Source organism: Streptomyces sp. NPDC005262 (assembly GCF_042872425.1).
GTDB lineage: Bacteria > Actinomycetota > Actinomycetes > Streptomycetales > Streptomycetaceae > Streptomyces.
Window position 1 is genome coordinate 149,591 of sequence record NZ_JBIAKK010000005.1, and the last position, 22,450, is coordinate 172,040.

Annotated in this window: 21 protein-coding genes, 2 tRNA genes and 1 pseudogene; 8 read left to right on the forward strand and 16 right to left on the reverse strand. The window is 68.1% G+C overall.

Features of this window, described 5'->3' with window-relative positions; genetic code table 11:
- The first annotated feature begins 48 nt into the window (after positions 1-48).
- Positions 49-2,046: a Stk1 family PASTA domain-containing Ser/Thr kinase gene (gene pknB, locus ACFYP5_RS15885; RefSeq protein ID WP_389035645.1), complete on the forward strand. Its 1,998-nt coding sequence runs from the start codon at positions 49-51 to the stop codon at positions 2,044-2,046.
- Between the two features lie 469 nt (positions 2,047-2,515).
- Here the strand turns inward: pknB and ACFYP5_RS15890 are convergent, their stop codons facing one another.
- Complete coding sequence (locus ACFYP5_RS15890) at positions 2,516-2,989, reverse strand: hypothetical protein (RefSeq protein WP_389036210.1); 474 nt, start codon at positions 2,987-2,989, stop codon at positions 2,516-2,518.
- Here ACFYP5_RS15890 and ACFYP5_RS15895 point away from each other — a divergent pair.
- Positions 2,915-3,270 (forward strand): annotated as a pseudogene (locus ACFYP5_RS15895) (restriction endonuclease). The gene ACFYP5_RS15890 and the pseudogene ACFYP5_RS15895 sit on opposite strands and share 75 nt — an antisense overlap.
- 70 nt (positions 3,271-3,340) lie before the next feature.
- Here ACFYP5_RS15895 and ACFYP5_RS15900 read toward each other — a convergent pair.
- From ACFYP5_RS15900 to ACFYP5_RS15925, 6 genes are read right to left on the reverse strand one after another with little or no spacing between them, the layout of a single operon-like run.
- Positions 3,341-4,072 (reverse strand): class E sortase, encoded by a 732-nt coding sequence (locus ACFYP5_RS15900; RefSeq protein ID WP_389035647.1) that lies wholly within the window; start codon positions 4,070-4,072, stop codon positions 3,341-3,343.
- 26 nt (positions 4,073-4,098) lie between these two features.
- Entirely contained in the window at positions 4,099-5,463 is a 1,365-nt protein-coding gene (locus tag ACFYP5_RS15905; protein ID WP_389035649.1) for a class E sortase, read from the reverse strand.
- Positions 5,460-6,098, reverse strand: coding sequence for an aminodeoxychorismate/anthranilate synthase component II (locus ACFYP5_RS15910; RefSeq protein WP_389035651.1), 639 nt, complete (start codon positions 6,096-6,098; stop codon positions 5,460-5,462). The genes ACFYP5_RS15905 and ACFYP5_RS15910 overlap by 4 nt, the downstream gene beginning before the upstream one ends.
- The gene (locus ACFYP5_RS15915) at positions 6,095-6,277 is read right to left on the reverse strand and encodes a hypothetical protein (protein WP_030930420.1); all 183 of its coding nucleotides are present in this window, start codon (positions 6,275-6,277) and stop codon (positions 6,095-6,097) included. Before ACFYP5_RS15915 ends, ACFYP5_RS15910 begins: the two co-directional genes overlap by 4 nt.
- Positions 6,278-6,333: 56 nt before the next feature.
- Complete coding sequence (locus ACFYP5_RS15920) at positions 6,334-7,056, reverse strand: class E sortase (protein ID WP_389035654.1); 723 nt, start codon at positions 7,054-7,056, stop codon at positions 6,334-6,336.
- Between the two features lie 25 nt (positions 7,057-7,081).
- Positions 7,082-7,849, reverse strand: a complete 768-nt coding sequence (locus ACFYP5_RS15925; protein ID WP_389035657.1) for a DUF881 domain-containing protein — start codon at positions 7,847-7,849, stop codon at positions 7,082-7,084.
- A 136-nt stretch (positions 7,850-7,985) separates the two neighbouring features.
- On the opposite strand from ACFYP5_RS15925, the gene crgA reads away from it, so the two are divergent.
- Positions 7,986-8,240 (forward strand): cell division protein CrgA, encoded by a 255-nt coding sequence (crgA, locus tag ACFYP5_RS15930; protein WP_030972440.1) that lies wholly within the window; start codon positions 7,986-7,988, stop codon positions 8,238-8,240.
- Between the two features lie 302 nt (positions 8,241-8,542).
- Here crgA and ACFYP5_RS15935 read toward each other — a convergent pair whose 3' ends face one another.
- Positions 8,543-9,439 carry a rhomboid family intramembrane serine protease gene (locus ACFYP5_RS15935; protein ID WP_389036173.1) on the reverse strand — a complete coding sequence of 299 codons (897 nt, stop codon included), beginning with the start codon at positions 9,437-9,439 and terminating at the stop codon, positions 8,543-8,545.
- A gap of 153 nt (positions 9,440-9,592) precedes the next feature.
- Complete coding sequence (locus ACFYP5_RS15940) at positions 9,593-10,120, reverse strand: peptidylprolyl isomerase (RefSeq protein ID WP_030972436.1); 528 nt, start codon at positions 10,118-10,120, stop codon at positions 9,593-9,595.
- A 375-nt stretch (positions 10,121-10,495) separates the two neighbouring features.
- On the opposite strand from ACFYP5_RS15940, the gene ACFYP5_RS15945 reads away from it, so the two are divergent.
- On the forward strand, positions 10,496-11,221 hold the full coding sequence (locus tag ACFYP5_RS15945) for a DUF5324 family protein (protein WP_389035659.1): 726 nt from the start codon (positions 10,496-10,498) through the stop codon (positions 11,219-11,221).
- A gap of 232 nt (positions 11,222-11,453) precedes the next feature.
- Positions 11,454-11,801 (forward strand): hypothetical protein, encoded by a 348-nt coding sequence (locus tag ACFYP5_RS15950; RefSeq protein ID WP_389035662.1) that lies wholly within the window; start codon positions 11,454-11,456, stop codon positions 11,799-11,801.
- 145 nt (positions 11,802-11,946) lie between these two features.
- On the opposite strand, the gene ACFYP5_RS15955 is transcribed toward ACFYP5_RS15950, so the two are convergent.
- A tRNA-Ala gene (locus ACFYP5_RS15955) sits at positions 11,947-12,019 on the reverse strand.
- A gap of 170 nt (positions 12,020-12,189) precedes the next feature.
- Here ACFYP5_RS15955 and ACFYP5_RS15960 point away from each other — a divergent pair.
- Both ACFYP5_RS15960 and ACFYP5_RS15965 read left to right on the forward strand, forming a co-directional pair.
- Positions 12,190-12,738 (forward strand): helix-turn-helix domain-containing protein, encoded by a 549-nt coding sequence (locus ACFYP5_RS15960; RefSeq protein WP_389035665.1) that lies wholly within the window; start codon positions 12,190-12,192, stop codon positions 12,736-12,738.
- A 74-nt stretch (positions 12,739-12,812) separates the two neighbouring features.
- Positions 12,813-14,207 carry a serine/threonine protein kinase gene (locus ACFYP5_RS15965; protein WP_389035668.1) on the forward strand — a complete coding sequence of 465 codons (1,395 nt, stop codon included), beginning with the start codon at positions 12,813-12,815 and terminating at the stop codon, positions 14,205-14,207.
- 54 nt (positions 14,208-14,261) lie between these two features.
- On the opposite strand, the gene ACFYP5_RS15970 is transcribed toward ACFYP5_RS15965, so the two are convergent.
- The 3 genes from ACFYP5_RS15970 to ACFYP5_RS15980 form a co-directional block, all read right to left on the reverse strand.
- Positions 14,262-15,614: a hypothetical protein gene (locus ACFYP5_RS15970; RefSeq protein ID WP_389035671.1), complete on the reverse strand. Its 1,353-nt coding sequence runs from the start codon at positions 15,612-15,614 to the stop codon at positions 14,262-14,264.
- Complete coding sequence (locus ACFYP5_RS15975) at positions 15,614-17,494, reverse strand: VWA domain-containing protein (protein WP_389036176.1); 1,881 nt, start codon at positions 17,492-17,494, stop codon at positions 15,614-15,616. Before ACFYP5_RS15975 ends, ACFYP5_RS15970 begins: the two co-directional genes overlap by 1 nt.
- A gap of 221 nt (positions 17,495-17,715) precedes the next feature.
- Entirely contained in the window at positions 17,716-17,850 is a 135-nt protein-coding gene (locus ACFYP5_RS15980) for a DLW-39 family protein (protein ID WP_003958712.1), read from the reverse strand.
- A 274-nt stretch (positions 17,851-18,124) separates the two neighbouring features.
- Between ACFYP5_RS15980 and ACFYP5_RS15985 the strand changes: the two genes are divergently transcribed.
- Positions 18,125-18,493 (forward strand): DUF6344 domain-containing protein, encoded by a 369-nt coding sequence (locus ACFYP5_RS15985; RefSeq protein WP_389035674.1) that lies wholly within the window; start codon positions 18,125-18,127, stop codon positions 18,491-18,493.
- Between the two features lie 417 nt (positions 18,494-18,910).
- On the opposite strand, the gene ACFYP5_RS15990 is transcribed toward ACFYP5_RS15985, so the two are convergent.
- The 3 genes from ACFYP5_RS15990 to gyrA all read right to left on the reverse strand — a co-directional run bounded on the left by ACFYP5_RS15990 (position 18,911) and on the right by gyrA (position 22,414).
- A tRNA-Ile gene (locus ACFYP5_RS15990) sits at positions 18,911-18,984 on the reverse strand.
- A 70-nt stretch (positions 18,985-19,054) separates the two neighbouring features.
- Positions 19,055-19,678, reverse strand: a complete 624-nt coding sequence (locus tag ACFYP5_RS15995) for a DUF3566 domain-containing protein (protein ID WP_389035676.1) — start codon at positions 19,676-19,678, stop codon at positions 19,055-19,057.
- 93 nt (positions 19,679-19,771) lie between these two features.
- Positions 19,772-22,414 carry a DNA gyrase subunit A gene (gene gyrA, locus ACFYP5_RS16000; protein ID WP_389035679.1) on the reverse strand — a complete coding sequence of 881 codons (2,643 nt, stop codon included), beginning with the start codon at positions 22,412-22,414 and terminating at the stop codon, positions 19,772-19,774.
- Between the last annotated feature and the right edge of the window lie 36 nt (positions 22,415-22,450).

Below are 22,450 nucleotides of genomic sequence, written 5' to 3' on the forward strand. Positions count from 1 at the left end.
GACTACACACCGGTGTGGTCGGGACTGACGGAGAGGGCTGGAACAGTTATGGAAGAGCCGCGTCGCCTCGGCGGCCGGTACGAGCTGGGCTCGGTGCTCGGCCGTGGTGGCATGGCCGAGGTCTACCTCGCTCACGACACCCGGCTCGGCCGCACCGTCGCTGTGAAGACGCTGCGGACCGATCTCGCCCGCGACCCGTCCTTCCAGGCCCGGTTCCGCCGTGAGGCCCAGTCCGCCGCCTCGCTCAACCACCCGGCGATCGTTGCCGTCTACGACACCGGCGAGGACTACGTCGACGGCGTCTCCATCCCGTACATCGTGATGGAGTACGTCGACGGGTCGACACTCAGGGAACTTCTGCACTCCGGCCGCAAACTGCTGCCCGAGCGCACCCTCGAAATGACGGTCGGGATCCTCCAGGCACTGGAGTACTCGCACCGGGCAGGCATCGTCCACCGCGACATCAAACCGGCGAACGTCATGCTGACGCGCACCGGCCAGGTCAAGGTCATGGACTTCGGCATCGCCCGTGCCATGGGTGACTCCGGCATGACGATGACCCAGACGTCGGCCGTCATCGGCACCGCCCAGTACCTCTCCCCGGAGCAGGCCAAGGGTGAGCAGGTCGACGCGCGTTCCGACCTGTACTCGACGGGCTGCCTGCTCTACGAGCTGCTGACGGTCCGGCCGCCGTTCATCGGTGACTCGCCCGTCGCGGTCGCCTACCAGCACGTACGGGAAGAGCCGCAGGCCCCCAGCAACTTCGACCCCGAGATCACGCCCGAAATGGACGCGATCGTGTTGAAGGCCCTGGTCAAGGACCCGGACTACCGCTATCAGTCGGCCGATGAGATGCGCGCCGACATCGAGGCCTGCCTCGACGGCCGCCCGGTCGCCGCCACTGCGGCGATGGGCGCGGCCGGCTACGGCGCTTACGACGGGTACGGGCAGGACCAGCCGACCACGGCACTGCGCGCCGCCGACCAGCACGGCGCCCAGACCTCCATGCTGCCCCCGGTCAACCCGGACGACGGCGGCTACGGATACGACGACCGCCCGGACCGCCGGCGCCAGAAGAAGAGCAACACCTCGACGATCCTGCTGATCGCCGCAGGCATCCTGGTGCTGATCGGCGCGATCCTGATCGGCAGATCAGTCTTCGGCGGCGACAACAGCGACAGCGGCAAGGTCGACGTGCCGAACATGGTCGGGTCGACCGTGCCCGAGGCGAAGGATCTCGCGAAGAACGCGGGTGTCCTCCTCAAGGTCGGCTCGAAGGAACCCTGCGAGGACCAGGCCAAGGGGAAGATCTGCAGCCAGAACCCCAAGGACGGCCAGATGCAGGAGAACGAGACCGTCACGGTCGTCGTCTCCACCGGTGCACCGAAGGTCGAGGTTCCGGACGTCACGGAGAAGTCCGAGGAGAACGCCCGCAAGTACCTGGAGGAGAAGGGCTTCACGGTGACGGTCGTCGCGTCCGAGTCCTCCGACGCGCAGCCCGGCACCGTACTCGACCAGGACCCCAAGGGCGGCACGAAGGCCGAGCCGGAGTCCGAAGTCAAGATCACAGTCGCCAGGCAGGCCACCCAGAACGTCCCCGATGTCACCGGCCAGCAGTACGACGCCGCGGTGGCCCAGCTCAACGGTGTCGGCTTCAAGAATGTCTCGCGAAGCGATGTCGATTCGGACAAGCCCGCGGGTGAGGTCATCGACATGACCCCGGCGCCGGACGGCAAGAAGCCGCTGGACACCCAGATCGTCCTGAAGGTCTCCAAGGGCCCGACGCAGCCAGCAACGGTCCCGGTGCCCGAAGTCAGGTTCAAGACGGTGGGCGAAGCCAAGCAGCTCCTGGCCGCACAGGGCTTCACCCAGATCCAGTTCGCGCCCGGCAGCGCTACGGACGACAACGCTCGGGTCATCAGCACCGATCCGGCACCTGGCACCCAGGCAGACCCTGCAACCACCGTCGTCACCCTCACCACTGGGGGCGGCAACGGAAACGGGAACGGCAATATCTTCGGCGGCCCTTCCGGCTCACAGGCCTGACCCCGAACCGCACCACTCATCGGGCCCCGGCACCTCAACGGTGACCGGGGCCCTTTGCTGTGCCTGCCACGACGCCTCCTGACCGGCATACCGCACATGCAGTCGCAAACCGATTGTGTCTTCATATGTGCTGATTCGTTGAATCGATGGGGCGGGGTATCGAGCTCTTGCCTCACTTCTGCACACATAGGAGGTCAGGAGCATGATCAACGAAGCGGCTCTGCTGGAGTCGAGGTCACTGCGTGATGGCGTGGTGGGCCGGACTCATGCCATCGACAAGGTCAAGACCTTGTCTCTTCTTCCGGACGGCATGCACGTGACGACGGCGATGGTCGCCACGTACTTCGAAGTGACCGAAACCGTCATTCGGGCCATGGTGTTCGACCATCGTGAAGAGCTCGAAAGCAACGGCTATCGCGTCCTCACTGGATCGGAACTGAGTTACTTCAAGCAACTCAGTGGCATCCAGTCACGCACGGCGTCGCTTGCTCTCTTCCCTCGGCGAGCCGTCCTCAACGTCGCCATGCTTCTCCGGGACAGCGAAGTCGCACGTCAGGTGCGTACGTACCTCCTCGACACGGAGTACGCCGCACGGACTCAACCTGTGGACAACTCTGTGCACAGCTCCTCCGCCGACCTCGACGACCGCATCGACAACCGCATCACCCACATCCTCGGCAAGACCGTCGTCCCCATGCTCAACGCCCTCATCGAGGCTTCGGGCGAGCAGCGTCGGGATCTCATCTCGGCGCGCGCGGACATCCACCGTGTACAGCGCAAGCTGGCCCAGCACGAACAGTGGCCGCACCGACTGGAGCGCACCCGGGAGCAACGCCCCCTTGCCGGAGTCATGGCCTCCATCGACGCCATGAACTGGCGGGAGTTCGAGCAGCACATCGCAAGCCTGCTGCGTCGGGACGGCTGCACCGGTGTCGAGATCCACGGCGGCAGCGGCGACCGCGGTGCCGACATCACGGCGTACACGGGCGGCGTCTCGTCGTCCAGTGCAAGAACTTCGCGCCCTATCGCTCGGTGTGGAGCGGCGAGATGCAGAAGTTCGTCGGTACCAAGACGCTGCACCAGGCAGACGTGGCCGTGTACGTGGCGACCTGTCCGTTCTCTCGCGAGGCGCTCGACATCGCGCTGCAGGTCGGCGTCACCGCCGTGCCTCGCGGCCTGCTGGAGGCCTGGAGCGCGGGCGCGACACTTCAGGTTCTCAGGTAGTAGCCCACACCGCAGAAGGCCCGAAGTCGCAAAGGATAGTTGCGACTTCGGGCCCGATTTATCGTAACGGCTAACGCAGCTCCGCCGGTTTCGTACGGTCCTTGTCGACCTTCTCCGTGCGCACCAGCTCGCCCCACACGATGTACCGGTACCTCGACGTGTAGACCGGTGTGCACGTCGTCAGCGTGATGTAGCGGCCGGGCTTCTTCACGCCCGCTTCCTTCGGGACCGGCTGGAGCACCTTGACGTTGTACTTCGAGGTCTCGGGAAGCTCCTTGAAGACCTTGTAGACGTACCAGGTGTCCTTGGTCTCGAAGACGACCGCGTCGCCCGTCTTCACCTTGTCGATGTTGTGGAACTTCGCCCCGTGCCCGTCACGGTGCGCCGCCAGTGTGAAGTTGCCCCGCTTGTCCCAGGGGAGAGCCGATTTCACCGGGTCCGTGTAATAGCCGGCGATGCCGTCGTTGAGGTTCTTGGTGTCGGTGCCCTTCTTGACCAGCACCTCGCCGTTCTTCATCGCGGGTACGTGGAGGAAGCCGATGCCGTCCTTGGTGTCGAGGGCGCCGGGGCCGTCGGCCCAGTGGTTGCGGACGGTGTGGCCCTGCTTCTCGGCCTCCCGGTCGGCGAGCACATTGGTCCACCACAGGGAGTAGACGACGAACAGGCCCAGCACCAGGCCCGCAGTGATCAACAGCTCACCGAACACACTGACCGCGGTCGCCACGGGGTGGCGGTCCCTGCTCCGCACCGGGGGCGCGGACGCGTCGGTGTGCTCTTCCTGCTGCTGGGTCCTCGCTGCCACCGCACCCGTCCCTGTTGTGATGATGTTCAGCCGACGAGCGCGTCGGGCTTGCCCTTGCTGCGCGGCCGTTCGTCGACCATCTTGCCCCACACGATCAACCGGTACGTACTTGTGAATTCGGGCGTACAGGTCGTCAGAGTGATGTACCGGCCGGGCTTCGTGAACCCCGATCCGGGTGGCACCGGCCCGATCACCGAGACGTTGGACGGCGACGTCTGCGGAAGGACGCTGGTCATCTCGTACGTGTAGTACGCGTCCTGCGTCTCGACCACGATCGGGTCACCCTTGCGCAGCCTGTTGATGTAGCGGAACGGTTCGCCATGCGTGTTGCGATGACCGGCCAGCGCGAAGTTGCCCTGCGCGGCCGACGGCATCGCCGTACGGAGCGCGCCGTCCCCGTAGTGACCGACCATTCCGCGGTCGAGGACCTTCTCCTTGCTGGTGCCCTCGGCGATCGGCGCGACCACATCGAGTTTCGGGATGTGGATGATGGCGAAGCCCTGCCCCGGCTCGAACGCTCCGGGCTTGCGGTCGCCCTTTGCCCAGTCGTCCTGGATCTTGTGCGTCTCGTTGCCGGCGATCTGGTCCGCGCGCACATTCGTCCACCACAGCTGGTACGTGACGAACAGCAGCATCAGCACACCGAGCGAGATGAACAGCTCGCCCACGACTCGGCTGGCGACGACGGCGGGGCTGTCCTTGGCCGCGCGGGCGGCGCGCCTCGCCTCGACGCGCGTCAGCGGTCTCCCGTCCGGCGCCGTCGATTCCGGCCGGCCTTCCGGCTGCGGGTCGGCGCGTCGACGGCCGCGCCCCTTGGCGGCGCGCCGACGCTCGGCGCGGCCGCCGGCGGGTGGGTCCGCCCGCGGTCCGGGTTCGGCCGGCTCCGGGCGGGAGTCGGCAGCCGACGTGCTGTCCGCGTCGGGCTCCGGTGCGTACTCGGACACGTACTGCGGCTCCGCCTCCGGTCGCACCGAAGGTGCGGGTGGAGTCACCGCACGATCGGCCATGCGCCTGGCGTCCGCCGTCCGCAGACCGACCGTCTCGTCGTGGAGGGGGAGCGGCTGAGGCGAGGACGCCGTGACGGGCTCCTGCTGCCCGTACCAGTCCCGTTCGTACCCCTCGGGGTCGTACCACTCGCGCGGCGCCCCCTGGGGCTCTTGAGCCCCTTGTGACGCCTGCGCCTGTCCGCCCTGCGCCACCCCTGTGGCCGCCGCCTCCGCCGGAGGGTTCTCCGCCGGGAACCACGGCGGGGTGTGCTGTCCCGGCAGCGGATCGTTCAGCGGATCCGCCAACTGGTCGACTGCCGCCTCGAACGCGCCCGTGGCCTCGTACGCACGTTGCTCGTACGGGCCGTCCTGTCCGGGGTCGTGCTCGGGACGGAGTGCGGTCACGCGACTGCCTTGCCCACCACCGGCGCGAGCCCCACCGACCTCGCGACAGCGCCGGCATCACCGCACTGCGTCAGCCAGTTGGCCAGCATCAGATGGCCGTACTCCGTCAGCACCGACTCGGGATGGAACTGCACGCCCTCCACCGCCAGGTTCCGGTGGCGCAGACCCATGATGATGCCGTCGGCCGTGCGCGCCGTGACCTCCAACTCCTGTGGGATCGTGTCCGGTTCGGCGGCGAGCGAGTGGTAGCGGGTCGCGGTGAACGGGGACGGCAGTCCGGCGAAGACTCCCTTGCCCTCGTGGGTCACCGGTGACGTCTTGCCGTGCAGCAGCTCCGGGGCCCGGTCCACCACACCGCCGTACGCCACGGCCATCGACTGCATGCCGAGGCAGACACCGAAGACCGGAACGCCGGTCGCAGCACAGTGGCGCACCATGTCGACGCAGACGCCGGCCTGCTCCGGAGTACCGGGGCCGGGCGAGAGCAGGACGCCGTCGAAGCCGTCCTGAGCATGGGCCGTGGTCACCTCGTCGTTGCGCAGCACTTCGCACTGGGCGCCGAGCTGGTAGAGGTACTGAACGAGGTTGAAGACAAAACTGTCGTAGTTGTCGACGACAAGGATGCGGGCGCTCACTGGCCGGCCCCCGTTCCGCTCGTGCCGTCGACCGTCACGTCCCCGAACGGAAGCAGCGGCTCGGCCCACGGGAAGACGTACTGGAAAAGCACATAGACGACGGCGAGCGCCAGGACGAGCGAGATGAGCCCGCGCACCCACACATTGCCCGGCAGATGCTTCCAGATCCAGCCGTACATGCTGTCCCCTCCATTCGGTACGGGACCAGACTAAAGGGCCGGGGCCGGGGCGTGGGTCAGCTGTGGAAAGCTGCGGGTCTGCCGTCGGCCACAGGCTGGGTCGCGTCGAGATGCGCCCAGGCGATCAGCCGGTGGCTGCTGCCCCATTCTGGGTCGCAGGTCGTCAGCGTCAGATAGCGTCCGGGGCCGTCGAAGCCGGACTTGCGGGGAACGGGATCGATCACACCCGTGTCGCTCGGCACCGTCCGGTAGGGCTTCTCGTCGATGCGGTACGTGAACCAAGTCGTCCCGTCCGTCACGATCACCGCGTCGCCGGGGCGCAGTTCCGGGAAATCCTTGAAGGGATCCCCGTACGTGCGTCGGTGTCCGGCCACGGCAAAGTTGCCCGTCGCGCCGAGGGAGGCGGTGCCCCGGTAGTGGCCGAGGCCCTTCTGCAACGTCCTGACCTCGGTGTTCTCCAGGATGGGCCACTCCCAGCCCTTGCCGAGGCGGGGGATGTACAGCATCGCGAACGCCTTCCCGTCCGGGTACGCGGCGGGCGTGGGCGGCGCGGGCGCGGTGGAGGCGGGCTCATCGGTGGTCGACGAGGCCGGCGCGGGCGCGGGCGCGGACACGGTCCCGCGGGCCCACCGGTCCTGAAGGCCGTCGATCTGCCCCTCGGTCGCGCCGGCGGCCTTCACTCCGGTCCAGAACAGCACGTAGACCACAAAGAGCACGATCAAGGCGCCAACAGTGATGCACAGTTCGCTGAACGTCCTGACGATCAGTCGCACCGACACCGGTCGGCCTCCCCGGAACTGCTCGCTACTTCACCGGCTTCGCATAGTGGAGATCCACTGTGCCCGAGTAGCCGGGAAGAGTCACCGCCTCGCGCTCGTCGACTTTCCAGCCCAGCCCGTACGCCTTCACGTACAGCAGGTAGTTCTGGATCGCCGGGGAGTTGTCGAGGGCCTTCTTGAGGGTGTCCGGGTTGCCGACCGCGGTGATCTTGTACGGAGGTGAGTAGACCCGGCCCTGCAGGATCAGGGTGTTGCCGACGCAGCGCACCGCACTGGTGGAGATCAGCCGCTGGTCCATGACCCGGATACCGCGGGCGCCGCCCTGCCAGAGAGCGTTGACGACCGCCTGCAGATCCTGCTGGTGAATGACCAGGTCATTGGGTTGCGGGTCAGGGTAGCCGGGCTTCGCGGTGGCGTCCGGCGGGGCGTCGTCGAGGGTGACGGCGACCGCCCGGCCGGAGAGCTTGATGGTGCCTGCCTCCCGCTCCAGCGCCTTGAGCCTGGCGTCCTCCGCCTTCGTGCTGCCGTCGTCGCGCTGGGCCAGGGAGTCGATGTCGTCACGCAGGGATGCGTTGGAGTCGTCGAGCTCCGCGTTCTTCCCGCTGCGCTGCTGGATCAGGTCGGAGAGCTTCAGCAGCGAGGAGTCGGTGCGGATGTTGGTGCCCTTGGCCGTGTTGGCGCTGGTGACGAAGATCAGTCCGGCGAGGGCGAAGACGGCAGCGGTGAGCACCCGGACCGGGTGCCTGAAGGGGCGCCGGACCGGCCCTTGGGGAGAGTCGGCAGAATTGCTCAACGTACCCTTATCTCCTTCGGCGCCACGGAAGCACTACGCTAACGGACGCCCGGGGGAGGCAGCATTCCCCCTCGCGCCCCGGCGCCAGCCATAGTTCCCTGCGCGGTCACGCAGCGCATCGACAGGAGAGTTCCTCGTGCCGAAGTCACGTATCCGCAAGAAGGCCGACTTCACGCCGCCTCCGGCGAAGCAGGCAACCAACATAAAGCTGACCAATCGCAGTTGGGTGGCGCCGGTGATGCTGGCGTTCTTCCTGATCGGTCTGGCCTGGATCGTCGTTTTCTACGTGACCGACGGCGATCTGCCGGTCGACGCGCTCGGGAACTGGAACATCGTCGTCGGCTTCGGCTTCATCGCCGGCGGATTCGGCGTCTCCACACAGTGGAAGTAGCTCCACCTCGTACCTGGCACCACAGCTGACCCCGGTAGTGCAACCCTTGCCCTGAGTTACCCACAGCGTTATCCACAGGCGGGGGAAAAGGTCAGACGATCTGTGGATAACTCCCTGGATGTTGACGCCGGTGTGACTGCAGCCTCCCCCGTCGAGGGGTGGCACGCCCCTTGTCCGGACTGGAAAAACCCAGCTCAGCGGCAAGGGGCACAGTTGTACCCACAGCAATACACAAGATCACACCCCCTCTGTGGACAACTGCGCGAAGGGCGACGTCGGCCGATCTGCGGTCACCCCTGTGATCAGGTCAGTGCGGCCGTTCTGGCGACCACGATGAGGATCACCGCCGCCAGGACCAGCGCACAGGTGCCGTACTGCACCAGCGCACGCCGCCCGCGCGGTGCATGCACCATGGCGATGGCGATCACCGTGCCCGCGATCAGACCACCGACATGCGCCTGCCAGGCGATTCCGCCCCAGGTGAAGGTGAACAGCAGGTTCAGCGCGAGGAGCACGAGGACCGGCCGCATGTCGTAGTTCAGGCGGCGCATGAGCACCGCGGTGGCGCCCAGCAGGCCGAAGATGGCGCCGGAGGCACCGAGTGAGGGCTGATTCGGTGCGGCGAGCCAGTAGGTGAGAGCGCTGCCCGCCAGGCCGGAGAGCAGATAGAGCGCGAGGTAGCGGGCGCGCCCGAGCGCTGCCTCCAGGGGGCCGCCGAGCCACCACAGTCCCAGCATGTTGAACGCGATGTGCCACACCTCCTGGTGCAGGAACATCGACGTGACCAGCCGGTACCACTGGCCCTCAGCGACACCCTCCGGCGGGCCGCCGTAGTAGAGGTTGGCCCGGCCGAAGAGCGTCAGGTCCTGGAGCAGTGCCCCCTTCACGTGCACCACGATGAACAGGGCGACATTGAGAGCGAGCAGGATCTTGGTGACCAGCCGGGGGTCGGCCGCGATGGTGCCGCCGGCAAGGGTGCGCGGCTGATTGGCCGCCGGTCCGTGCCCCGTGCCGGATCCCTGGCGGACGCAGTCCGGGCACTGGAAGCCGACGGAGGCGCTGACCATGCATTCGGTGCAGATCGGGCGGTCGCAGCGGGTGCAGCGGATCCCTGTCTCACGGCCCGGGTGGCGGTAGCAGCGGAGCGGGCCGTCGGTGGCGCCGGACTGGTCCCGGGTGCCGGGCGGCTGCTCGTCCATCGGTCCCATCACTTCCTGGTCCCCTTGGTCTCTCGTGAGCGGCGGCGCACGCAAAGCCGCCCTGCTCATCCGCTATGTAAGCAGTACGGACAAGCAGGGCGGTTCGTTCCCGACGGGGGAATCAGAGAGTGATCATCCGGTGACCACCGGAGATCATCGGGTCTCGACGACGACCGACTCGATCACCACGTCCTGCACCGGACGGTCGGTTCGGGCGTTGGTCTGGGTGCCCGCGATGGCGTCCACGACCTTCTTGCTGGCTTCGTCCGTGACCTCACCGAAGATGGTGTGCTTGCCGGTCAGCCACGCGGTGGGCGAGACGGTCACGAAGAACTGCGAGCCGTTGGTGCCCGGGCCGGCGTTGGCCATGGCCAGCAGGTACGGCTTGTTGAAGCTGAGGTCCGGGTGGAACTCGTCACCGAACTCGTAGCCCGGGCCACCGGTGCCGTTGCCCAGCGGGTCGCCGCCCTGGATCATGAAGCCGCTGATGACACGGTGGAAGACGGTGCCGTCGTACAGCCGGTCCTTGGACTTCTTGCCGGTCGCGGGGTGGGTCCACTCGCGCTCGCCCGTGGCGAGCTCGACGAAGTTCTTGACCGTCTTGGGCGCGTGGTTCGGCAGAAGCCGGATCTCGATGTCGCCTTGGTTGGTCTTCAAGGTGGCGTAAAGCTGCTCGGCCACGATCTGCCTTCCTTAAGTCTTCGCTGACGTCCACCGATCCTCGCACGGACCATCCCTCAGGTCGCCCGACCGCCACCCGCGAACGGACATCCTCACCTTCTTGCCTGATTCCACGCAGCTCGCCTGCCGCTTCCCGCAGGAAGAAAAGAGGCCAAGCGCGTGACGAACCGGCGCGTACTGAGCTGAACCGTGGCATTGTCGTCGGCAAGCTCCCCTTGCACCGCATTGCCCGAGGACGTCTCTCACGACCGTCCCTCACGACCGTCCCTCATGACCCGGATGCCCGCCCCACATGCCAGTTGGGCCACCGGCAGGCATGATCTCGAAATGGGTGGAAAGGCGGAGTACCTACCCGCCACCAAGGAGGAGGATCCCGTGACCCGCATCGACAGCGTGCGCGCCGCAACCGACTCGGCGAAGGAGAGCGTGCAGCACGCCGCGGAAGTGGTGGCGCCCTACGCCGAGACGGCCAAGGACCAGGCCGCACGCTATGCGCACGAGGCCCGTACGCGGCTCGCGCCGAAGGCGTCGAAAGCAGCCCAACAGGCCCGCGTCCAGTACGACGCATATCTCGCACCGCACATCGAACTGGCCCGTTCTCATGTGCCGCCCAGGGTCGACGAGGCCGCGCAGCGTGCCGCGCTCCGCACCCGCCAGGCCACGAAGTACGCCGCGGATTACACCGTGCCCCGCGTCGGGTCCGCGGTGGCCGCCGCCCAGCCCGTCGCCGAGGAGGCCACGTCCCGCAGCATCGCGGCCCTGGCCGCCCTGCGCGGGCAGGTCACGCCTAAGGAGATCCAGCAGCTGGCCAGAAGGAACCGAAGGCGGGCCAAGGCCGGTCGTGCGCTGAAGGGCCTCGCCGTGGTCTCCCTGGTGACGGCCGGTGCCTATGCCGCCTGGCGGTGGTGGGACAAGCAGGCCAACCCGGACTGGCTGGTCGAACCCCCCGCCCCCACGGAGGTCTCCGACCGCGCACCGCTGAGCTCGGTCGACGGAAGCGGCCCGACGGTCCTCGACCCGGAAGTCGCTGCCAAGCAGGACGACACCGGCCCCGACGGGACGGACGAGGTGGACGGAACCGACCTCGACGACCGCCGCTGAGCCACCGGCCCGACAGAGCGGGCGCCGGAAAACCCTGAGGTTTTCCGGCGCCCGTTGCGTTGTTCATGGAGAGCCGTCGGCGGAGGAGAAGAGTGGACTTTCCGCTTCCGCGGTGGGACTTCTCTGCCGCGTTCCGTCTGCATATCGGGTAGGCCGCCAAGGTGTCCGCCGAGATCATGCCGACCGCGTCCGACGCCGGCACGGCCCGGGAGAGGGTGCCAGCGGCGCGCCCTTGTCGGTCGACACGGACCAGGACATTGCTCATGGAGTCACCGCGGAGGACCTGGCCAAGGCACTCGCCGAGCACCCGGACGCCGACCGCTTCATCGAAGCCCTCCACTGCCTTCCCCCCTGGTCGGCGTCGGCGAGGGCGAGCGGCCCCGCCTGCGGCTGCCGTATCCCGGCCCGGCCCGGCCCGGCCCGGCTCACGGCCCGTGACGCCCTTCTCAGCCGGGAGATCAGCGTCGCCGTGCTCCGTACCACCGCCGCGCGCAGTATTCGCGAGCTGGTGGAGGCCCTCACGGAACAGGCGAGGCTGATCCAACGGCGCTGGAGCGACGCGGACGCCGAACTCGCGTAGCCGGCCTCGCGCGGTCCTCGTCAGCCGCCGGCTCGGACTCACTCGGCGGCGCTGCGGCAGAACCGCACTGACGCGGCGCTGACGTCAGAGACACAGAGACTCCCCTGGCCTGCGTTTCCACAGGCCAGGGGAGTCTCTACAGATGTGGAGCCTAGGAGATTCGAACTCCTGACATCTGCCTTGCAAAGGCAGCGCTCTACCAACTGAGCTAAGGCCCCGAAAAGTGGACAGCACCAGACGCATCAGCGTCTCGGTCACCGCCGCAGACCAGAGTACCGGGTGACCCCCCGAATCTTCCAAAAAGATTGGGGCTGCCGGTCAGCAACCACTCTCCGTAAGATGCTCGTCGAGGTTCGCAGCAGCGAAGCCGCAGCGATGGGGAGACGCAATGGACGCAGCTCAGCAAGAGGCAACGGCAAGAGCCAGGGAGCTTCAGCGCAGTTGGTACGGAGAGCCACTGGGGGCGCTCTTCCGTCGGCTGATCGATGATCTGGGCCTGAATCAGGCCCGGCTCGCCGCCGTACTCGGGCTGTCCGCCCCCATGCTCTCCCAGCTGATGAGCGGCCAGCGGGCGAAGATCGGCAACCCGGCGGTCGTCCAGCGTGTCCAGGCCCTGCAGGAACTGGCCGGCCATGTGGCGGACGGCAGCGTCAGCGCGGGGGAGGCCACCGACCGCATGGAAGAGATCAAGAAGTCCCAGGGCGGCTCCGTCCTCACCGGCACCGGTCAGACCTCGACCACCGGCGGGGCTCCCACCGTCCGGCGCGTGGTCCGCGAGATCCAGTCGCTGCTGCGGTCGGTCGCGGCCGCCGGGGACATCATCGATGCCGCCGACTCCCTCGCCCCGACCCACCCGGAACTGGCAGAGTTCCTCAAGGTGTACGGGGCAGGGCGCACCGCGGACGCGGTCGCGCACTACGAGGCGCACCAGGGCTAGGACCTGTCCGACAAGGGCACTACCCCGAGAGCCGGGCACGAGCCGGAACAGGAACTGGGAGCGGGCGCAGCGCAATGGGTGAGGTCTTCGCGGGTCGGTACGAGCTGATCGATCCGATCGGACGTGGTGGGGTCGGCGCCGTCTGGCGTGCCTGGGACCACCGGCGTCGCCGGTACGTGGCGGCCAAGGTGCTCCAGCAGAGCGACGCGCACACGCTGCTGCGCTTCGTCCGCGAGCAGGCGCTGCGGATCGAGCATCCGCATGTGCTCGCCCCGGCCAGTTGGGCCGCGGACGACGACAAGGTCCTGTTCACCATGGATCTGGTCAGCGGCGGCTCGCTGGCGCATGTCATAGGCGACTACGGCCCGCTGCCCCCGCGTTTCGTCTGCACGCTGCTGGACCAGCTGTTGTCCGGGCTGTCGACGGTGCACGCCGAGGGGGTCGTGCACCGCGACATCAAGCCCGCCAACATCCTGATGGAGGCCACCGGCACCGGCCGGCCGCATCTGCGGCTCTCCGACTTCGGTATCTCCATGCGCAAGGGCGAGCCGCGCCTCACCGAGACCAACTATGTGGTGGGAACGCCGGGTTACTTCGCGCCCGAGCAGATGATGGGTGCGGAGCCCGACTTCCCCGCGGACCTCTTCGCCGTCGGTCTCGTCGCGCTGTATCTGCTGCAGGGTCAGAAGCCCGACTCCAGGGCTCTCGTCGAGCATTTCGCGTCGCACGGCACCCCCAGCGCCCCGCAAGGCATCCCGGAACCGCTGTGGCAGGTCCTCGCAGGCCTGCTCCAGCCCGATCCCCAGGCCCGGTTCCGGACGGCCACGGGCGCGCGCAAGGCCCTGACTGCCGCTGTCGAGATGCTGCCGGAGCCCGGCTTCGACGACGAACCGGTGGAGGTCTTCGACCAGATCGGCCCACTGCCCGCCGGATTCGGTCCCGCAGGCCCCCTCGCGACCCCCCGGACTCCCGCCCGACCCGCGCAGAACCCACAGATCACACCCACGGACCAGGCACTCCAGCAGGACGCCCACCTGTCCGTACAGCAGCCCGTACAGCCGTCCGCACAGCAGCCGCACACCCCGTCGGCCTCCCCGATGTCGGAGACGGGCAGCTTCCACCTCGCCCCGCCTCCGCAGCAGCCACCCACCCCCCAGCCACAGGGCCGGACTCCGGCCCGGCCCCAACCGGTGCAGCAGGCTGCTTTCCCCCACCCGGCGCATACAGGTTCCCCCTTCCCTGCCGCCGCACCGGATCCCTCCCACGCTCCGACAGCCGCGGTGCAGCACGAACAAGCTCTTACTCGTGCTTACACCGCTCAGCAGCCGCAGGTTCCCCATCCCACAGCGGGAGTTCCCGCGCACGTTCCTCAGAAGCGCCCGGGACCGCCCCCGAAGGTGGCGGTCCCGGTCCTGCTGGTGGCGCTGATCTGTTTCGCCGTGGGCATCTGGGCGCTGACTCAGACCTGAGTTCACCGGGTCTCAGCCGCTGACGGCTCCGGGCCGCCAGGCCCGTCCCCGGAATCACCAGGCCTGCGGCGGTCCTCCGTACGGCGGCTGCCCGGCCGTGCCCACGGCTGCCTGCCCGCCCGCGACGGTCGCCGCGCGTCGCCGCGCCAGCAGCGTCCACGCCCCGAGCACGAGCACGAGCACGGCGCCCGCGCCGATCCCGGCGGCGGCAACCGCCTTCATCGTGTCGCTCTTGGCGGCCTGCGGGGCGTTCTGCCCGTTCCTGGCCATGTCCTTGTCATGCTGTGTGACACCGAAGACCCCGGCGGAACCCTCGTACGGCGACGGACCCGCGGAGTTCTCGACCTTCACCTTGAGGGTCATCGGGATCGCCTTCTTGCCGTACGCCTTCTCGACCTCCGGGCTCAGCGTCACCGACAGGTAGTACCAGCCCGCGAACCGCATGGCGCTGACATCGGCAGCGGAGGCGAACCGGTTCTCGTACGCCACCGGGGGCAGCGGATCCAGTGACACAGAGGCCGGCCTGCCCGAGTACGACAGCGGCGAGGCCTCGTCGACATGGCCGTGCGCCGGATTGTCCAGGGACAGTGCGAGCGCGCTGCCGACGTATTCGTCCGAGCCACCGACGCTGTTGCCGAGATCCACGGTGGCGAAGATCTGCTGTCCCCAGTCCACCGGCACCTGGTAGAAGCGTGTCTGCCCCGGCTCGATGCTGTCATCCCACTCGCCGGTCTCCAGGCTGGTGGCGTCGTAGTAGCTGGTGCCGCCCGGCCGCTTCTGCGCGGCCTGGATGGGCGGCTTCGGCGACGCCGACGGCCAGTTCTCCGGCGCCTCGGTCGGTACGGACCCGCCCTGCTTCAGCTTCGGCTCCGACTCGTAGCGGAGTTCCAGGTCCCACTCCTCCGGAGTCGAGGTCTCCTTGCCCTCCCGCTCGACCAGCACGTTGTATGTACCGGCCTCGTCGCAGGTGCTGCTGCCCTTCTTCGGGACCCGGTACGCGTACGCGGCGATCGGGCGGGGGAACTCCGCCGACTCGAACCTGGCATCCTCCGAGCTGCACTGCAGGTCCGTGCTGTCCCGGATGCTGACCGTGATGCCGTCCCCGTACGCGACCTGGCCGCCGAGCTTGGGCACCGCCACCGCCGAGACATACGCATCCGTGTCGGCATCGAGGTCGAGGCGGTAGTAGAGCTTCTCGCCCGGCTTGATCGAGCTCCGGTACACGGATCCGGGGGTCAGCGCCGACGCGTCGCTACTGACTTCCGCGCCCCGGACCGTCTTGGCCTCGGGGTCGAAGGTATACGGAGCAGGCTCCCCGGCCGCGTACGTCTGCCCCGGCAGCGCCACCACCGCGCACATCGCCGCGACCGCGGCCAGCGTCGCCCGGCCCCTGTTGCGCTGCCTCATCACGCGCTTCCCCTCGTCGTCTCGGTGGCCGCCCTGCGGCGGCTGCGCACGAACACCAGCCCCGCGATCACAACCACCACGGCGCCCGCCCCGGCAGCGGCCACGATGCCGGTCCATCCTGCCCCGCCCGCACCATCGCTGTCTGCGGCCGCAGGTGAATTGCCCCTCTTGTCCGCCTCGTTGCCCGTCTTCTTCCCGAGGACGGGCGCACCGTGCTCCGGGCCGGCCCGCTCGTCGCCGAGCACCGACACCCGGAGCACCACACCGATCCGCGGGTTCTCGGCGATCTCGGCGGCCCGCGCACCCAGCGTCACGGAGATGTAGAACTCGCCCCTGGTGTGCACCGGCTGGACCGTGGGGCGGTACTCGTAACGGTTGGTCCAGGCGAGGGGAACCGACCCCATCGTGATTGCGGCCGGACGGCCGTTGTACATGGCCGTCGAGGTGAACTCGCCGCCACCGCCGACCGGGAAGCGGGCCGGTGTGAACAGCTGGGTCGCCCCGTACGAGTACGAGGAGGCCTGCTCCACGGTCGGCTCGTTGGCGAACTCGACGTCGTAGCGCACCTGCTGGCCCCAGCCGGCCGGAACCTTGTACCAGAGCGTCTGCGACGGCAGGATCCGGTCGCGCCACACACCCCGGCCCAGCTCCACGGCATCATTGAATCCGGTGCCGCCCCGCACATCACGGGGGTCGCCGGAGGGCAGCGCGGCGCTCCTGCCGCCCACGCCGTACTCCGGCTCCGAGGCGGCGGGCGTGACACCCTTCTTCAGGGGCGCCTCCACCTCGTGGACGAGCTCCAGCGGCCAGCGCGCGGAATCGGATCCCTTCTTGCTCTCCCGCTCCACCACCAGCCGGTAGCGGCCGGCCCTGTCGCAGACGCGGGTTCCCTCCGGGGCAGGGATGCGGGCAACCGCCGAGGTCAGCGGGGTCGCACCCTCCTTCTGATAGAAGTGCCCGGTGTTCGTCGCACAGGAACTGTCGGTGCCGTACACAAGGCTGGTACGCAGCGCATCGAAGGTGTCGACAGCCGCCCCGGGCTGCGGCACAGCCGTCACCGAGAAGTCCGCCGTGGACACCGCGTCCAGATCGACGGCGTAGTACCGCTTCTCGCCCGGGCCGATGGCGTCCAGATACTGCCCGGGCGCGAGCAAAGGTGCCCGGTCGCCGGTCGCGGCGCCCTCGACCCGCTTGCCGCGGAACCGGTAGCCGTCCGCGGAGAGTTGCGATGCCCGCTGCAACTGCCTGGCCAGCGACCTGGCGTCCGGCGCGTCGTAGTAGCGGCCGTTTCCCGCCTCCGCGATGCATTCGAGCTGCTCGCGAGCCTTGCCCTTCACCTGGAAGCCGACGGTGTCGATCCGCAGCCCGGCCCCGTCCCTGCCCAGCTGCTCGGCCACCTCGCAGGGCTGTGGCGTGCCGCAGTTGTCCTCACCGTCGGAGATCAGCAGGATCGTGCGCGTCCCCATGGCGCCGTCGGCCGGCCCGGGGAGGTCCTGCGCGGCCTCCTGCAGGGACAGGCCGATGGGTGTGTCCCCCTTGGGCCGCACGCCCGCCACGGCCTGCTTCACGGCAGCGCGGTCGAGCGGTCGCACCGGCCGTAAGAGTCGGGTGTCCGTGCATCCCTGGGAGCGATCGGCGCCGTACACCCGCAGCCCGGTCGGATAGTGGTCAGGGAGACCTTCCACGACCGTGCCCACGGCGCTACGTGCGGTCTCCATCCGGGTCCGGCCGGTGCCGTCGTCCTCCGCCATGGATCCGGAGGAGTCGAGCACCATGACAAGGCTGCTGTCGTCCGGGGCAGCCGTGCCCGGCGCGACAGCTGCCCCGTGGGCTCCTTGGGCGCCTGGTCCGGCGGCCGCGGCCGGCAGCGCTCCTGCCATCAGGGCGAGCAGCGCCCCGCCGGCCAATGCCCCCACTGCTGTTGCAGTCCGACGGTGATTGAGTCCCCTCACCCGTGCCCCCTCGACCGAAATACCGGCTTCTTTGCTCACGCAACTTATTGATTTGCGTAGGCGAACTCAAGAGCACAGGTGTCACGGTCCCGCAACAGCACGAAGCCCCGGCCGCTCAGCGACCGGGGCCCGCAAAAGGCTGTTCTGTCTCACACACCCGAACCTGCGGGCACGGAGTCGGTCGCCTCCGTCCACAGATCCTGCTCGGCGCGATCCGCCTGGATCTGGCGGTACACGAGGAGCCCGCCGATGGCGGCCAGTGCGACCAGGAGAAGCTTCTTCACCGCGCGACCTCGTCTTTCCTTGACGTAGGAGACTTCTGGCGCCCGACTATACACACCGGCCGATATCGATCGGTTACCTCCCCGCACCCCGGCTGACGTCCGGGCAAAACCGACCATCCCGGCCGACCCGCGCCGACCCGTCCAGCCCGGTTGCACCATACGAGTGGTGTTCATCTGAAGATCGGCGGATCCGTGGCGTCGGTCCCTCGAATCGCGAGCCGGATCCACATCATCAGAAAGGTAAGCAAACCGGACCACCCGAAAGCGAGGGGCCATGAGCGCCTTCAAGGTCAAGAGCATCTGGACCGCCTTCATCACCGCCTTCTTCGCGCTTCTCGCGTCGATGGGGCTCATCAGCGCCCCCGCCGCGAACGCGCAGCAGCCGACGGCCACGAACCAGGAGCACACGGGTGCTGCCACCGCAACCGCGACCACTCCGTCGGTGCGATGGACCCTTCCGCGTGACAGGGCGCTGCCACCCACGATGAAGCAGCGCATCCGCGCCGAGGCACACGGCTCGTCACCGGCCACCAGAAACCTGACCGTGGACACGAGGAACACCCTGGGCGCCACAGGCACCACAGGTGCTGCCCGCATCGCTCACGGCGCCCCGGCGGGGAAGGCTTCCGTCCTTCCACCCTGAGAGCGGTACACCTGACGCTCAGGGCCCCTGGTCCGGTTCACACCGGGCGGGGGCTTTTTTCGTGCGCCCGCGCCCCTGCCAGGAAGGGCCCGGGCCGGCGGCTCGCTTCTGCAGCACACCGGCCGGTCCACCGCCACGCACCAACGCCTCCGCGTCTACGGCGCAACCGCCACACGCACGCACCCGCGCGTACAGCGCCACCCACGACCACCGCGCACCCTCGCACCGCCACCGCACCCAGCCCACTCGTAAGTCCCCGCCACGAACGCCCCCTCCCTGGCGCAACAGATCCCCCAACAGCACCAGGCGAACCGCAGATGACGGACGCCTCGCCGACACTCGCAAGCACCCCCACACATCACCGAACGCAGAAGGCCCGGTATCTCCGAAGAGATACCGGGCCTTCTGTTGTCACTGTGGGGCTAACAGGATTTGAACCTGTGGCCTCATCCTTATCAGGGATGCGCTCTAACCAACTGAGCTATAGCCCCGCCGCGCTGCGCGCTGACTTCTGAAGATTAGCGCACGTCGGGGCCAGTCCCAAAATCGATACCCGAAGCCCTACTCGTCCTCGGCCAGCGTGAGCTCCACGCCGCCCACGAAACCCGCCGACAAGTTGTAGATGAAGGCGCCCAGAGTCGCCAGCGCGGTGGCCAGCACCACGTCGATCACCGCGATGACCGACGTGAAGATGAGAACGCGCGGAAGCGACAGAAACGACTGCAGATCGAAGCCGTTGCTCTCGTTGGAACCGGTCGCCTCGCTGATCGTGCCGCCCACGGTGGAGAAGACGCCCATGGCGTCCATCACCATCCACAGGACCGCGGCCGCCACGACCGTGCAGATGCCGAGCGCGATGGAGAGCAGGAAGCTGACCTTCATCACCGACCACGGGTCGGCCTTGGCCACCCGCAGTCGCGCCTTACGGATACGCGGAGTTGTCCGCGCCCCCGTCCGGGGCAGACGGGTCGCCTGCGTACCACCGGCGCCCTGTGCACCGCCCTGTGTGCCGTGCTGCTGCGCTCCTTGGGCACGGCCGCCCTGCGTCCCGCCCGCGGGCGAGGGGTACGCCTGTGGCGGGTGGTAAGGCCCGCCCGCCTGCCCCGGTGCGGGCTCGCGCTCACCGGGCAGCGGCCCGGTCGCGTATCCCTCGTACTGGGGCTGAGGCCCCCGGGTGTCTGTCACAGTGCCCCCTTGGGAGTCCGTGGCAGGGCCACGGGCACCGTTCGCTCCAGCTCCGGAAGCGGCCGAACCGGCGCCCGTGGCTCCACTCACGCTCTACTCCTCGTGCTCCCCGGCCGAAGGCGACATGCCTTCGACAGTGCCCTCGACAGTCGACTCGGCTGTCGTCACCTCGGCAGTCGTCTCAGCCGTCTCGCCCTCGGCGTCATCGGCTCCGTCGACCTCTTCGGCCTCGCGGCCGGCCTCGGCGTTACGAGCGATACCGACGACGGCATCGCGCTTGCCCAGATTGATCAGTTGGACGCCCATGGTGTCACGGCCCGTCTCCCTGACTTCATTGACTCGCGTACGAATCACACCACCGCCGAGCGTGATGGCAAGGATTTCATCCGTCTCCTCGACCACCCGCGCGCCGACCAGCGAGCCCCTGTCCTCCACGATCTTGGCGGCCTTGATACCGAGGCCGCCGCGACCCTGAACGCGGTACTCGTCGACGGCGGTCCGCTTCGCGTACCCACCATCGGTGGCAGTGAAGACGAACGTACCTGGCCGGACGACATTCATCGAGAGCAGTTCGTCGCCCTCGCGGAAACTCATCCCCTTGACACCCGAAGTGGCACGGCCCATCGGGCGAAGCGCTTCGTCCGTCGCAGTGAACCTGATCGACTGGGCCTTCTTGCTGATGAGCAGCAGATCGTCATCGGCCGAGACCAGCTCCGCACCGATCAGCTCGTCGTCGCTGCCGTCCTCCGTCTCACGGAGGTTGATCGCGATGACACCGCCCGAGCGCGGCGAGTCGTAGTCCTTCAGGGCGGTCTTCTTCACCAGGCCGCCCTTGGTGGCCAGGATCAGATACGGCGCGGCCTCGTAGTCGCGGATCGCCAGGATCTCGGCGATCTGCTCGTCCGGCTGGAAGGCCAGCAGGTTGGCGACATGCTGCCCGCGCGCATCACGGCCGGCATCCGGAAGCTCGTACGCCTTGGCTCGGTAGACCCGGCCCTTGTTGGTGAAGAACAGAAGCCAGTGGTGGGTCGTCGACACGAAGAAGTGGTCGACGATGTCGTCTTCCTTGAGCTTCGTGCCGCGTACGCCCTTGCCGCCACGCTTCTGCGAGCGGTAGTCGTCCGTCTTCGTACGCTTCACGTAACCGCCACGCGAGATCGTGACGACGATGTCCTCCTCGGCGATCAGGTCCTCGATGGACATGTCACCGTCGAAGGGCACCAGCTTGGAGCGTCGGTCGTCGCCGAACTTGTCGACGATCGCCGCCAGCTCCTCGCTGACGATCTGCCGCTGCCGCTCGGGCGACGCCAGGATCTGGTTGTACTCGGTGATCTTCGCCTGGAGCTCGTCGTGCTCGGCCGTGATCTTCTGGTGCTCCAGCGCGGCCAGTCGGCGCAGCTGCATCTCCAGGATCGCGTTCGCCTGGATCTCGTCGATCTCCAGGAGGCCCATCAGGCCCTCACGGGCGATCTCGACCGTCTGGCTGCGCCGGATGAGGGCGATGACCTCGTCGATCGCGTCGAGCGCCTTGAGCAGACCGCGCAGGATGTGCGCCCGCTCCTCCGCCTTGCGCAGGCGGAACCTCGTACGCCGGACGATGACCTCGATCTGGTGCGTCACCCAGTGGCGGATGAACGCGTCGATCGACAGCGTGCGCGGCACCCCGTCGACCAGGGCCAGCATGTTCGCGCCGAAGTTCGTCTGCAGGTCGGTGTGCTTGTACAGGTTGTTCAGTACGACCTTGGCGACCGCGTCCCTCTTCAGCACGACCACAAGACGCTGGCCGGTGCGCGAGGACGTCTCGTCACGGACGTCCGCGATCCCGCCGACCTTGCCGTCCTTGACCAGGTCGGCAATCTTCTGCGCGAGATTGTCGGGGTTGGTCTGGTACGGAAGCTCCGTGACGACCAGGCACTGCCGGTTCTGGATCTCCTCGACCGCGACGACCGCGCGCATCGTGATGGACCCACGGCCCGTGCGGTACGCCTCCTCGATGCCCTTGCGGCCCACCACGAGCGCACCGGTCGGGAAGTCCGGGCCCTTGATCCGCTCGATCAGGGCGTCCAGCAGCTCCTCGTGCGAGGCCTCCGGGTGCTCCAGGTACCACTGCGCGCCCGACGCGACCTCACGCAGGTTGTGCGGCGGGATGTTGGTCGCCATGCCGACCGCGATGCCCGCGGAACCGTTGACCAGCAGGTTCGGGAAGCGCGCCGGCAGGACCGTCGGCTCCTGATTACGGCCGTCGTAGTTGTCCTGGAAATCGACGGTCTCCTCGTCGATGTCCCTGACCATCTCCATGGACAGCGGCATCATCTTGCACTCGGTGTACCGCATGGCGGCGGCCGGGTCGTTGCCCGGAGAACCGAAGTTGCCGTTGGAGTCCACCAGCGGCATCCGCATCGACCACGGCTGCGCCAGTCGCACCAGTGCGTCATAGATCGACGAGTCACCGTGCGGGTGGTACGTACCCATGACGTCACCGACGACACGGGCGCACTTGTAGAAGCCCTTCTCGGGCCGGTAGCCGCCGTCGTACATCGCGTACAGCACGCGGCGGTGGACGGGCTTGAGACCGTCCCGTACGTCGGGCAGCGCACGCGACACGATGACGGACATCGCGTAGTCGAGGTAGGAGCGCTGCATCTCCGTCTCGAGCCCGACGGGCTCGACACGCATGCCCACACCCGCGGCTGCGGGGTCTTCTTCGGGTGTCACAGGGGTGTTCTCGTCGGCCATTGCTGGTCAAAGTCCTTTCGAGCGGCGGCTTGCTGG

What these genes read in the sequence shown, in the direction of transcription:
- pknB (WP_389035645.1), top strand. Translation starts at nt 49, where the DNA reads ATGGAAGAGCCGCGTCGCCTCGGCGGCCGGTACGAGCTGGGCTCGGTG.
- ACFYP5_RS15915 (WP_030930420.1), bottom strand. Translation starts at nt 6,277, where the DNA reads ATGTACGGCTGGATCTGGAAGCATCTGCCGGGCAATGTGTGGGTGCGC.
- ACFYP5_RS15935 (WP_389036173.1), bottom strand. Translation starts at nt 9,439, where the DNA reads ATGGACGAGCAGCCGCCCGGCACCCGGGACCAGTCCGGCGCCACCGAC.
- ACFYP5_RS15960 (WP_389035665.1), top strand. Translation starts at nt 12,190, where the DNA reads ATGGACGCAGCTCAGCAAGAGGCAACGGCAAGAGCCAGGGAGCTTCAG.
- ACFYP5_RS15965 (WP_389035668.1), top strand. Translation starts at nt 12,813, where the DNA reads ATGGGTGAGGTCTTCGCGGGTCGGTACGAGCTGATCGATCCGATCGGA.
- ACFYP5_RS15970 (WP_389035671.1), bottom strand. Translation starts at nt 15,614, where the DNA reads ATGAGGCAGCGCAACAGGGGCCGGGCGACGCTGGCCGCGGTCGCGGCG.
- ACFYP5_RS15975 (WP_389036176.1), bottom strand. Translation starts at nt 17,494, where the DNA reads ATGGCAGGAGCGCTGCCGGCCGCGGCCGCCGGACCAGGCGCCCAAGGA.
- ACFYP5_RS15985 (WP_389035674.1), top strand. Translation starts at nt 18,125, where the DNA reads ATGAGCGCCTTCAAGGTCAAGAGCATCTGGACCGCCTTCATCACCGCC.
- gyrA (WP_389035679.1), bottom strand. Translation starts at nt 22,414, where the DNA reads ATGGCCGACGAGAACACCCCTGTGACACCCGAAGAAGACCCCGCAGCC.